This window comes from Chryseobacterium sp. UF-81 (assembly GCF_058245105.1).
Genome location: NZ_JBSIBX010000011.1, coordinates 83,114 through 95,690, shown reverse-complemented (window position 1 = coordinate 95,690; position 12,577 = coordinate 83,114). Strand labels below are relative to the sequence as shown.

The following is a 12,577-nucleotide window of genomic DNA, read 5'->3' as shown; positions in this document are numbered from 1 at the left end:
ATATTTAAATATGAAACCAAAACTGATTTTTTTGGCTTTTCTGTTCATGACCATTCTGAATATAAAAGCACAGTGTAACCCAACCATCACAAGTCCCAGACTGGGCGTAAAATTTCCGGATAAAATCCTCTTCTGCAATACCGAAACCGAGGTGCTTTCTACACAAGCTTTCGGAAGCTACCAGTGGTACAAACAGCAATGGACCTGGCAAACGCCTAATACCAATCCCTGGACTCCAATTCCCGGTGCAGTTTCACAGACTCTGACTATCAATGGAAATGATGATCAGCTTTATTATTTTAAAGTAGCAGTTACGCAGGGAGATTGTGTGGCAGAAAGTCCAGCTGTTATGGCAGACGGATTCATGTATGCGCTTCCTGCAATGATGAGCACCTTTACACCCGGAACTTTTTCGCAGGTAGGACTGGGAGAATATAATATCTGTGCCGGGGCATCCGTAAAATTTGATGATGCCTTTCCAGATCTCTATGGCAACCATGTATGGTATAAATGCATTCCAGCCAGCCCGCCGCCTTCCAATGGTGACCCGTGTGTTATAAATGGTGCTACTGGAGATACCTATACCGCAACAGAATCTGGAGAATATGGATTCTATGCCTGTACAGAGTACTGCCCCGATCAGTGTGAGTTTTTAGGGACGGGAAATTTTGTAAAACTGAATTTTGGAAACTGGGAGTTCTGCAGCCTCGGAACAGATGAAACAAAAGGCAAGGAAAAAGACCTGAGAATATACCCAAATCCTACAGCCCAGTTCCTTTATATCGGAAAAGAATCTGATAAAACCTATAAAGCGATTTCTATTATTGACATGACAGGAAAAGTAGTTCTTCAGAAAAATGAACACCATTTTAATGAAGCTATAGATGTAAGCAGGCTCGTACCCGGAAATTATATTATTCTTTCCAAAGACTCGGAAGGAAATACCTATAAGAATAAATTCATAAAGAAATAATAGCATACGATCAATCCTTAGTTAGTTTTTTTTAATCATGATAAGCCGGTACAGAGATAGTCTGTATCGGCTTGTCTTTTTTAAGAATAATTTTTTTTAAACGCATTTTAAATTAAAAAACAATTCATGAAAAAGCTGATTTTTTAAAATATCATATTATTTATTTTTACAAAAAAACACCAATCATGTTAGTTAAAATTTATGGGAGCGCCATCTTCGGAGTCGCTGCACAAACCATTACTATTGAAGTAAATGTAGATACAGGAGGAGTGGGGTACCATCTTGTCGGGCTTCCGGATAATGCGATCAAAGAAAGCAGTTACAGAATCTCTGCCGCTCTGAAGAATGTAGGATACAAAATTCCCGGTAAGAAGATTACGATTAATATGGCGCCTGCAGACCTTAGGAAAGAAGGGGCTGCATACGACCTCTCCATTGCAATAGGCATCCTTGCAGCTTCAGATCAGATCCTTGCCGAAAATATCCATCAGTATATTATCATGGGTGAGCTTTCCCTTGATGGAAGCCTGCAGCCCATAAAAGGAGTACTGCCTATAGCAATTCAGGCAAGGGAAGAGGGTTTTAAAGGGATCATACTTCCTATACAAAACACCCGCGAAGCTGCCATTGTAGATAATCTGGAAGTGTATGGTGCAGAAAATATCAAAGAAGTAATTGATTTTTTTAACGAAGGAAAGCCTATTGAAAGAGTAATACTGGATACCAGAAAAGAATTTCAGGAAAAAATGAATGATTTTCCATTTGATTTTTCTGAAGTTAAAGGACAGGAAACAGCAAAAAGAGCAATGGAAATAGCTGCTGCGGGCGGGCATAATATTATTCTCATCGGTCCTCCCGGAAGTGGAAAGACAATGCTGGCCAAAAGAGTACCGGGAATACTTCCTCCATTAACTCTCAAAGAAGCTTTAGAAACAACAAAAATACATTCTGTAGCCGGTAAAATGGGTGCCGAAACTTCTCTCATGACCGTGAGACCTTTCAGGTCGCCACATCATACCATTTCGGATGTTGCACTGGTAGGTGGCGGAAGCTACCCCCAGCCTGGAGAAATCTCACTTGCTCACAACGGGGTCTTATTTCTTGATGAAATGCCGGAGTTTAAAAGGACCGTTTTGGAAGTTATGAGACAGCCTCTTGAAGACCGGGAAGTAACAATTTCCAGAGCCAGATTTACCGTAAACTATCCTGCCAGCTTCATGCTCGTAGCCTCTATGAATCCAAGTCCCAGCGGCTTTTTTCCGGACGACCCGGGCAATACCTCATCTGCTTACGAAATGCAGCGGTATATGAATAAACTTTCAGGCCCTTTGTTAGACAGGATTGATATTCATATAGAAGTACAGAAAGTTGAATTTGAACAGTTGGCAGAAAAAAGAAAAGGAGAAAAAAGCTCAGATATCCGGGAGCGGGTACTTAAGGCACGCAACATTCAGAATGAACGCTATAAAAATCTCAATATCAGCTATAATGCTCAGATGGGGCCTAAGGAAATTGAAGCATTTTGCAGTCTGGATGAAACCTCTCTGCACCTCATTAAGCTTGCTATGGAAAAGCTGAACCTTTCCGCAAGGGCTTATGACCGTATCCTGAAAGTGGCCAGAACTGCAGCCGATCTGGAAGGAACTGAAAATGTATTATCACACCATATTTCGGAAGCCATACAATACAGAAGCCTTGACCGGGAGTTTTGGAATGTATAATTGAAGAACGTCGGTACAGCTCTTGAAAACATTCTTTATAATCTGATAGTTTTTCATTTTCAAGGTGAAAAATTGCATTCTTATTTCCTTCAACTATAAAGGCTAATAGCATAAATTTAATTCTCTTTTTTGGGAAAAATAATCAGAATTTGATTTTTTATGTCGGTTATTATGTTAAATTTGATTGCCGAATTATTAAAAATATTGCATTATGAAAGAAAAATCAATGAACACTACTTAGTATTTTAATTGGAAAGATGAGAGTACAGAATCTACAGTATTCTGAGCTATTTGCCTGTACTAGATATGTAAAATATATCTAAAGACTGCCAAAAGCAGATCATTTGACCCAATTATCACCAACCAAAACAAAAACTAATATGCCAAATACACTATCAACGCCATCGGGGCAGCCCGCTGGTGTACCGGTTCTTTTATCATCTGAAGACAAAGAAAAGCTTCTCAACGACTTTAATAAAACAGACTGGGACTATCAAAAAGAAGAAACACTGGTTTCCCTTTTCAAAAGACAAGCACTCCTTCATCCCGAAAACCTGGCTGCTGTTTATCAGGACAGCAGGATCAGTTACCGCGAGCTCGATCAGAAAAGCAGTCAGCTTGCTAATGTCCTGTTAGAGAAAGGAATACAGGAAGGAATGTTTGTTCCTGTATGGCTGGACCGTTCTTTAGAGTGGCTGGTGGCCATTCTGGGTATTTTGAAGACAGGAGCAGCTTATGTGCCTATAGATCCCGCTTACCCTGTAAAACGTGTAGAATACATCCTTGCAGATACCTCAGCGGAAATACTGATTACAGATACTCACCGGGGAAATTCATTGGTAAAAGGAATTAACACTGAAATTTTTTATCTGGATCATACAGAAAGCCTGTCTCATTTATCTGCTGAACTGCCTGATATTACTATAAGTCAGGATGCATTGGCCTACACCATTTACACATCCGGTTCAACAGGAAACCCTAAAGGAGTCATGATTTCCCATCACAGCATTCAGCATCTGGTTACATGGCACAACCAGTATTTTCATGTTGATGATACATCACATCTTACCCTTGTTGCCGGATTGGCATTCGATATCTCAGTATGGGAAACATGGTCGGCGCTTATTGCTGGCGCTGTAATGTATATCGCAGACAATGAAGATAGGGTGGAAGCTTCAGCGCTTGTGAATTTTTACCGTAAAAACCGGATTACCCATGGATTTGCCCCTTCTGTTCTTGTTCCTTCCGTTGTTAAAGAAACCCGTAAGTACAATGACCTTGAACTTAGATACCTCTTTACAGGAGGAGAAAAGCTTAAACCCGTACTTACCAGTGAATTAAGTTATGAGTTAATTGACTATTACGGGCCCACTGAATGCACGGTTTATGCCACTTTCAAAAAGGTAAAAGACGTAAATGGGCAATATGTTTCTTCAATCGGAAGACCAATAGCCAATGCACGGGCTTATATTTTAGGAGAAAACAGCGAGCTGTTGCCGGTAGGAGCTGTAGGAGAACTGCATATAGGGGGAAACCTTTTGGCTAAAGGTTATCTCAATAATGAAGAACTCACAGCTTCAAAGTTCATTAATAACCCATTCAGGGAAAACGAAAAGCTTTACCGTACCGGGGATCTTGCCCGCTGGAAGCCGGATGGAGATATTGAATTTTTAGGAAGAATAGACAATCAGGTGAAAATTAGAGGCTTCCGAGTAGAATTAGGTGAAATCGAACGTTGCCTTGCCCGCCTGGAAAGAATACAGGAAGCCGCTGTGATTACAAAAGACCATGGAAGTAATAAATATATTGCAGCCTTTATCATGGTAAAGTCCGGTGAAAAAGCAGATACTGCATGGGTGAGACAACAGCTGAAAGAAGAGCTGCCCGGCTATATGATTCCGGCTCAGATCATCAATGTGGATAAAATACCACTCACGAGCAATGGAAAAACAGACACTCACCTGTTAAGGGAACTTGCAGACAGGGAAGCAAAAGAATTAATTTCTACTGAACCCCCTACCAATGAAACCGAAAGAATTATAGCAGATATCTGGGCTGAAGAGCTGGAACGGCCGGTGATTAATATTACAGATAATTTCTTTGACATCGGTGGAAACTCACTTCTTGTCGCTATAGTTGCAACTGCCCTGAATTCAAGATTGGATACCCGGGTTTATATGAGGGATATTTACCAGTTTCCGGTCCTCAAGGAGCTTGCCGATGAATTGATCACCAGGGCCAAAGAAGCCCGTGAAGCAATCCCTGAAGAAGATGTAGAGCCTTATGTTGCGCTTCAACAGGATGTTTACCTGGCTCCGGGAACTGTTTTTGCAGGAGGTTTTGATCCAAAACAATTGGAAAATCCTGAAAACATATTTCTGACAGGAGTTACCGGATTTGTAGGAATCCATTTGCTTCAGGAGCTTTTAGATACTACAGCTGCAGATATTTACTGTCTCGTAAGAGCTCAGGACGAGTTTCATGCTGTAGAGAAGATAGACCGCTGCTATAAACAGTACCATATTGATAGAAAAGAAGAGCAAAAACCGAGAATCATTCCGGTAATAGGAGATTTATCCCTTCCATTATTAGGTCTTTCCGAAGAGAAATTCAAAAACCTTGCAGCAATGCTGGATCTTATTTATCACTCTGGAAGCTCCGTTAATTTTATAGAACCCTATTCTTATATGAAAGCACCGAACGTAGAAGGATTAAGGGAAATTATAAAACTTGCCGGTGCCGAAAAAACCAAATGTCTTGCCCTGTTATCTACCATTTCTGTTTACAGTTGGGGTCATGTTTTCACAGGCAAAAAAGTAATGCTTGAAAGTGATGATATTGAACAGAATATTATGTCAGTAAGCAAAGATATTGGCTACGTAAGAAGTAAATATGTGATGGAGGCTATTGCTGATCTTGCAGCCAAAGAAGGATTGCCATTAATTACTTATCGTCTGGGCTATGCTATGTGCCACAGTGAAACAGGCGCCAGTGCTCCTTATCAATGGTGGTCAGGTCTAGTGAAAAACTGTGTCGAATTTAAATCCTATCCTTTGCTCACTGAACTAAGGGAAGGACTGATCACAGTAGACTATATGACCAAGTCTATGGCTCATATCACGAAAAATAAAGATGCGGTTGGTAAAAAGTTCAACCTAATTGCAAGGCCGGAAACCAACCTTACCCTGGAAAATTTCTTTGCTCTGTTGAAGAAATATTATCCGCTTACCCTTGAGGGTCTTCCTTATAAAGAATGGAGAAAGCAGTGGGAAGATGACAGTAAAAACCGTCTTTATCCATTAACAAGTTTATTTAAGGATAATATGCATGAAGGTCTGTCAACAGTAGAGTTGTATCAGAATACTTATGTCTGGGATTGTTCCAATGTCATCCGGTTCCTGGAAGGATCTGGTATTGAGGAGCCGGTTTTTGATAAAAAGATGCTGGATTCTTATCTGAAATATCTGGGAATTCTGGAATAAATAAATTTTGAAATAAAAGAGCCGGGATTATTGCCCGGCTTTATTTATATGCCTTTTTTGCCATTCAAAATCATTTCAATCATCTTGATCTTTCTGTTTTCCCTGGTTTCGGGCTTCTTTGCTTCTTCAATCCAGCGGATGTATTCTTTCCGGTGGGTATAGCTCATTTTGTCGAACAGGTTCTTTGCATCGGGATTTTCATTAAAAATAACGGCGATGTCGTTTGCAATTTCAACAATTCTTTCCTCTTGATCTTCAATAAGGCTTACAACAACCTCATCACCAAATGTTTTCCCCAACTGTTTTCGGACTTCCTGGGTCAAACCTAAAATATGGCAGTCAGATTTCATTTTAGCAAGGCTTCCACGGTATTCGACCTTACCGTCAAATGTTGCTTTAATTTTGACCTGTCCTTTTTTGCCGAACAATTCTTCCGCAGAAAAAGGAAACTCTACAAAAGCGGCGTTCAGGGCTCCATTTTGTTTTATAATTCCGGTAAATTCTATTCTTTTCATCACAAAGATTTAAAGTTCAAAAATAAAAAAACCGTGAACAGAAATTCACGGTTTTAAAAATTTATAAGGAAAAGATTATTTTACCTTTTTTGCTTTCTTAGGCATTTGAGTAGTTCCTGAATTTTTAGACTTAGTATCAGGAGGTGTATTTTCTCCTCTTACAAGCTTTAATTCATCGATCAGCCTTCTTGCTCCTGCATATTTGTCGATCGTCCAAAGAACGAAACGTACATCTACGTTGATCGTTTTCTGCCAGTTCTGTTCGAATACAATATCACCGCTTAATGCTTCGCTGTTTCCATCGAATGCAATACCGATAAGGTTTCCGTCTCCGTCAATTACCGGAGAACCGGAGTTACCACCTGTGATATCGTTGTTAGAAAGGAAGTTTACAGGCATATATCCTGCAGCATCGGCATACTGTCCGAAATCCTTAAGATTATAAAGGTCGATCACTCTTTGCGGAAGATCAAACTCTTCATCTCCTTTCTTGTATTTTCCTACAAGACCCGTCATATCAGTATAATAGTTGTCCGTAACGCCAAAATAGTTTCTGTCATTTCTTACAGGAAGTTTATCTACCGTTCCGTAAGTTAATCTCATGGTAGAGTTAGCATCCGGATAGAATTTTTTCTCAGGCATAGCCTTCATTAATCCGGCTAAGAATAGACGGTTGTTCTTGTTGAAGTTATCATCAACTTTAGAATACTTCTCCACGCTCATTTTCTGGTCAGCAACAATTCCGTTGGCGATTTTCCAAAGCGGATCAGCATCAAGTTTCAAGGCGTCTGGATTTAATAAGAAGTTTGTAGCAGAAGTCTTATTTGCAAAAATTGAAGAATAAGCTACATTGGAAAGCGTCTTAGAATCCAATCCTAAAATAGTAGCAGATGCCACCTCTTTATTAGTTACTCTTGACTGGTAAAGACCAGCCATAGAAGCAAGCATTTCTCCTTCCAGAGATGGATTGAAGTTTTCATATGCTTCTTTGATTGCAGTTTCAGTTTTAGCTTTCATGGCTAATCTTCCCTGCATATCCTGAGCAGCATAAGCCTTAAGAACAGAACCTGCCTGCAAAGCAAGGGTGATATATTTCGCATTTCTTGAGAACTGTGAAGCATAGTTTCTTTCAACATTTCTGTCGGAAACCTGCTTGTAATAAGCCCCGATATCTTCTAAAACACCATCATATTCTGCGTTTCCTGGTAATGCAGACCATTTTCTGTAAGTATCCTCAATCTTTTTCTTGTCGGCGATCGTTCCGTTTTTATCTACCGCGTCGATCGTTCCCTGTCTGTTTTTCCAGTAGTTAGCCACAGAAGCATATTGAGACGCGTAATTAAGCTGAGTAGCTTTATCCTTGTCCATATACTTTTTCATAACATCCATAGCCAGTTTAGAAGCTTCCACCCAAGCCGGATAGTCTCTGTTTACCATCTGCTGAATTCCGTAAGATGTCAGGTAACGGTTTGTTCTTCCCGGATATCCTAAGATCATAGAGAAGTCTCCTGGCTTGATCCCTTTAAGAGAAACCGGAAGGAAATGCTTAGGTTTCAACGGAACATTGCCTGGTGCATATTCTGCAGGGTTTCCTGCTGCATCCCCATATACTCTGAATACTGTGAAATCAGCAGTATGTCTTGGCCATTCCCAGTTATCTGTATCACCTCCGAATTTACCTAATGATGAAGGTGGTGCACCTACCAATCTGATATCTTTGTAATCCTGGTATACAAAATAGTAGAATTCATTCCCGTTGAAGAAATCTTTTACCACTACTGTATATTTTCCGTTTTCAGAGTTTTCAGCCTGGATTGCTTTTGTTTCAGCATCAATAATTGCTTTTCTCTCTGCTCCGGTCATATTGTTGTTTAGCTTGGAAGTGATTCTCTGTGTAGCATCATCCATTCTAACTAAAAACCTTACATAAAGATCTTTTGCATTAAATTCGTCTTTCTGCTTCATGGCCCAGAATCCGTTTTTCAGATAATCTTTTTCCGGGGTAGAAGCGGCAGCTACGGCACCGTAACCACAGTGGTGGTTCGTGAAAATAAGTCCTTTGTCAGAAACAATTTCCCCGGTACAGAAACCTCCGAAGCTCACGATAGCATCCTTTAAGCTTGAATTGTTTACTGAATAAATTTCTTCAGGTGTCAAATGCAGTCCCTCTTTTTGCATGTCGACCCCGTTAAGTCTTTTGATGAGCATTAACAGCCACATCCCCTCATCCGCCCTCATCTGAGCAAAGCCCAATAAGAAAGTGAACAGTAGAAATAGTCTTTTCATTTTATAAAATAATTTTTGTGTCGCTAATTTACTAATTTTTACGATATTCTGCCCCGGAATGGTATGAAAATGGGAGGATAATCCCCATGAAAAAAATACTTGTATCATTTTTTGCAGTTTTGCTTTTGGGAGTTGTGATCAGTTGCTCTTCAGTCCCGCAAAAAAATCCGAACCTTCAAAGGCAGTGGATGCTCGTTTCTTTTGATAAGTTTTCTAAAGAGGAATTGGTCAGAAATAAGGCAGAAATCAACCTCACAGGCGTAATGGAAAAAGGAAAAATTAAAGGAGGAGCCCATATGGGATGCAACACTATGTTTTTTACTTCTGAATTTAAAACCAACGGAAAAGTAAAGATCTCAGAAGTAGGAAGCACCTTGAAGGCCTGTCAGAATATGGAACTGGAGAACGCTTTTATCCAGAAATTCGATAAAATGACCAATTATTCCATAGAGGGGCATTTCCTTACCTTATCCGACGACAATGGAAATTCTATGAAATTTGTAGCCGCGGATTGGGATTAAGAATATTGTTTGATAAAGCAAGCTTAAATAAGATTTTAATTAAATTATAAAAATATAAAAGTCCGCACTGGAGCGGACTTTTGCTTGAAATCTGGTTGTGGTTATCAGTTTTTTGGAATCGTTTTCTTTATTTCTTCTAAAGTTGCTGTATTGGGCAGGCCCACGACATTGCTGTTTGTGTTCCCGGAATTTATACTGGTTCGGGATGCTTGTCTGTTGGGAATAGAGGCTTTTATTTCAGCTAAAGTTGCCGTGTTGGGAAGCAGTTTTCCCGAAGCATTATTTGATTGGGTTTGAACCTTGGTGTCCTGCTTTTTTACTTTAAGACCCTGTTCTGAAGCCAGTGTGGTTACGTTTTGCTTTTCAGGAGCATTTTCCTGAGATGCTTTTGCCAGCTGAGCCTCCCGTTCTCTGAGCTGTTTCACGACCTGGGCCTGATCCTCAGATTCAGGAGTTTTCTTGTTTTCCTGAGCATAAATGGATATGCTCAATGCTAAAAATGCTGTGATATATAATGATTTCATGATCGTTTATTTAATATTTACCAATACCTGGATTTTTCCTGTTCCATTCTGATTATAATCCTGAAGAGCTTTTCCGATGACCTGTCCTATTTTTACCTTTTTAGGATTGGCTTTCATGGCAGTTCCGGATTTCGATGAGGTTACCAAAAGATCTCCTCTTTTAATTTTACCGCCTTCCAGACACACCTTGGTTGGAATAACACCGATAACTCCCATAGGAACTTTACCGGAAATATCAGAATCTATATGTTCCTCAGTGAGCAATACCCCCGGTTTGGTGGCGTATACTCCTGCAACGAGAGTAGAATAGGGTTTGGAAGATCTTTCGACAGTCCTATCTGAATTGATGGAGATCACAAGGATATCCCCGGTTTCATATTCAGAAATGCTTCCTTCCACATCAAATGCTTCTGCCACGTCGGCTCCACTGCTCTGTGTCCCTCCGTTAAAGAATCCTCTTCCTGCTTTATTGATACGTGCTACGTTTGCTGAGGCACTTTGGTAAACCGCAATATCACCTGAGGGTCCCTGATGATTAACAAGTAGGGTAGAGCCTGTACCAACAGTCGTTACATGTACCACCGGCTGGCTGTTTGCATCGTTGAAGTTGGCGAACCTGCCGGCTTTACCAGTGCCAAAATTAGGAATAAAGCCTGAGATGGCATTTCCGTTCCCATCGCATGATGCTTCCACACCATCGCCACTACCGCCCGCATTAGCTGTAATACCATTTCCGTTACCTTCAGTAAGGGCCAGTACTGCGGGTCCGTTGCCGCTGGCATTGGAAGAGTAGAATAAACCTGCGTAACCTCCTGTTCCTGAGGATATACCATAAATTCCAGCAGTTCCGAAATTAGCAAACTGCGAATTTACTTCCCCTTTCACGGCAGGAGACGTGCCCGTTACCCTGTCTACCTTAAAATTTCCGCCGGTACCGTTACCCACTGTAGTTACTGTTATTACATCACTTGTATTGGCATCATTAAAAATGTTAAATCTTCCTGCACGCCCGGTTGAAAAAGTAGGAACCCATGCATACAGGGCGTTTCCGGATCCATCGATATTGGTCTCAATACCATTTCCGTTTTTACCCGCATTGGCAGTAATGGCATTGCCGTTTCCATCAGTTAAAGCAATTAACGCAGCTCCGTTTCCTGCAGGATTTGATGCGTAGAATAACCCTGCACGTCCTCCTGTTCCTGACGATACCCCAAAAATACCTGCAGCACCAAAGTTTCCGAAAATGGTATTCACTTCACCTCTTACCGCAGCTCCCACGCTATTTGTATTATCAACTAAAAAAGAAGATGCATTACCCTGGGTGTTATCCGGAATACTTCCGTTACCGATGGTTTTTACCTCTAAAGTATTAAAATCATTTGTTGCGTTCACGTTTTCAAATCTTCCTGCGCGTCCTTTTCCGCTATTAAGTCCAACCTGTCCGAAAACACCTACTGAAGTTCCGGTCGTATTACCGCTTACAAATCCTCTTACTCCGTATCCCCCGCCATCATTACGCCCTACTACGGCCCCGGCAATATCACTGGTTGTCCTGCCGACTACCGCTTCGCCGGCTCCGTTATTATCCCCTATAATACCGGCAGAAGTCTGGGCAGAGGTAATGCCGTGTACCGCGAAACCGTTTCCTGTTGAGCTTAAAACACCTGCGCCGTTTCCGGAAGAAGAAACATTAATAACTGTTCCGTTTCCAAGTGTATTGGCATTCAGGACATTATTGTTATTGGCATTGTTAAAAATAGATATACTGGCTGCGATTCCGTTGTTACTGGTAGCAGTAAGACCTGTTCCGGTATTACTGTTTGCGTACACTCCGGTTCCGTTGGCACTTGCATTTCCATAGACACCTAATCCGTTAGGCGTAACACCGTAAACGCCCCATCCACTTCCGTTCTGGCTTCCCCAGACACCGACACCCAAACCTCCGGTTCCATTGTTGATACCCCGGACACCACTGGAAAATCCGCCTGGTGCCACGTTGTTTACAATACCCCGAACTGAAGCAATGCTGGAAGTAGTTGTATTGTTGACACCTTCCACGGAAGCTCCGTCACCGTCATTGATTAGCGAAAATAGAGTAGATGCATTATTTATTGTATTGGTATACGGAATTGTGAAACTTCCGCCCGTTACGCCGGCAGACTTAGCGTACATAGCATAAGGTACGCTTAATAGCTGGCTTGTTCCTGCTATTGTGTAATTGGTACCTCCGGCCGGATCAGTTTCAGTTTTTAAATAATAGTTCCCCGTTGGCCAGTCTATAGTAGAAAAAGTTCCCGAAAGCACGGTTCCTGTTCCTATTTCCATGCTGATGAGTCCATTGACGTTTGTGTTGCCGGTCAGTCTTTCAGAGTACACAAGTGTTCCGGCAGGAGAGCCTTGGAGTACACTTACTTTAACAGCAATGCTTTGATTGATCAGCAGCTGACCGGATCCGTTTCTCATAACGGCCTGGTAGCTCATTTTTTCCGGAGCCTGGGCATACCCTAAAAAGAGGCCGAGCATGATCCCCAGAGAAAGTAATATTTTTTTCATGG

Annotated in this window: 8 protein-coding genes; 4 read left to right on the top strand and 4 right to left on the bottom strand. The window is 41.2% G+C overall.

Going from position 1 to position 12,577, the window contains the following annotated elements:
* Positions 1 to 10 precede the first annotated feature (10 nt).
* The 3 genes from AC4IFE_RS15335 (at position 11) to AC4IFE_RS15325 (ending at position 6,176) form a co-directional block, all read left to right on the top strand.
* Complete coding sequence (locus tag AC4IFE_RS15335) at positions 11 to 973, top strand: T9SS type A sorting domain-containing protein (protein ID WP_490758013.1); 963 nt, start codon at positions 11 to 13, stop codon at positions 971 to 973.
* 185 nt (positions 974 to 1,158) lie between these two features.
* Entirely contained in the window at positions 1,159 to 2,694 is a 1,536-nt protein-coding gene (locus tag AC4IFE_RS15330) for a YifB family Mg chelatase-like AAA ATPase (RefSeq protein WP_490758012.1), read from the top strand.
* A gap of 380 nt (positions 2,695 to 3,074) precedes the next feature.
* A complete protein-coding gene (locus AC4IFE_RS15325; RefSeq protein ID WP_490758011.1) occupies positions 3,075 to 6,176 on the top strand; it encodes a non-ribosomal peptide synthetase family protein in 3,102 nt (1,033 codons plus the stop codon).
* Between the two features lie 44 nt (positions 6,177 to 6,220).
* Here AC4IFE_RS15325 and AC4IFE_RS15320 read toward each other — a convergent pair whose 3' ends face one another.
* A complete protein-coding gene (locus AC4IFE_RS15320) occupies positions 6,221 to 6,691 on the bottom strand; it encodes a DUF1905 domain-containing protein (RefSeq protein WP_490758010.1) in 471 nt (156 codons plus the stop codon).
* Between the two features lie 75 nt (positions 6,692 to 6,766).
* A complete protein-coding gene (locus AC4IFE_RS15315) occupies positions 6,767 to 8,977 on the bottom strand; it encodes a S46 family peptidase (RefSeq protein ID WP_490758009.1) in 2,211 nt (736 codons plus the stop codon).
* Between the two features lie 86 nt (positions 8,978 to 9,063).
* Between AC4IFE_RS15315 and AC4IFE_RS15310 the strand changes: the two genes are divergently transcribed.
* Positions 9,064 to 9,498 carry an META domain-containing protein gene (locus AC4IFE_RS15310; protein WP_490758008.1) on the top strand — a complete coding sequence of 145 codons (435 nt, stop codon included), beginning with the start codon at positions 9,064 to 9,066 and terminating at the stop codon, positions 9,496 to 9,498.
* A 104-nt stretch (positions 9,499 to 9,602) separates the two neighbouring features.
* On the opposite strand, the gene AC4IFE_RS15305 is transcribed toward AC4IFE_RS15310, so the two are convergent.
* Together AC4IFE_RS15305 and AC4IFE_RS15300 are read right to left on the bottom strand one after the other, a co-directional pair.
* On the bottom strand, positions 9,603 to 10,022 hold the full coding sequence (locus AC4IFE_RS15305; RefSeq protein WP_490758007.1) for a hypothetical protein: 420 nt from the start codon (positions 10,020 to 10,022) through the stop codon (positions 9,603 to 9,605).
* Between the two features lie 6 nt (positions 10,023 to 10,028).
* Positions 10,029 to 12,575: a beta strand repeat-containing protein gene (locus AC4IFE_RS15300; RefSeq protein WP_490758006.1), complete on the bottom strand. Its 2,547-nt coding sequence runs from the start codon at positions 12,573 to 12,575 to the stop codon at positions 10,029 to 10,031.
* Between the last annotated feature and the right edge of the window lie 2 nt (positions 12,576 to 12,577).

Coding starts and splice junctions, on each gene's coding strand:
- AC4IFE_RS15335 (WP_490758013.1), top strand. CDS start 11: ATGAAACCAAAACTGATTTTTTTGGCTTTTCTGTTCATGACCATTCTG.
- AC4IFE_RS15330 (WP_490758012.1), top strand. CDS start 1,159: ATGTTAGTTAAAATTTATGGGAGCGCCATCTTCGGAGTCGCTGCACAA.
- AC4IFE_RS15325 (WP_490758011.1), top strand. CDS start 3,075: ATGCCAAATACACTATCAACGCCATCGGGGCAGCCCGCTGGTGTACCG.
- AC4IFE_RS15320 (WP_490758010.1), bottom strand. CDS start 6,691: ATGAAAAGAATAGAATTTACCGGAATTATAAAACAAAATGGAGCCCTG.
- AC4IFE_RS15315 (WP_490758009.1), bottom strand. CDS start 8,977: ATGAAAAGACTATTTCTACTGTTCACTTTCTTATTGGGCTTTGCTCAG.
- AC4IFE_RS15310 (WP_490758008.1), top strand. CDS start 9,064: ATGAAAAAAATACTTGTATCATTTTTTGCAGTTTTGCTTTTGGGAGTT.
- AC4IFE_RS15305 (WP_490758007.1), bottom strand. CDS start 10,022: ATGAAATCATTATATATCACAGCATTTTTAGCATTGAGCATATCCATT.
- AC4IFE_RS15300 (WP_490758006.1), bottom strand. CDS start 12,575: ATGAAAAAAATATTACTTTCTCTGGGGATCATGCTCGGCCTCTTTTTA.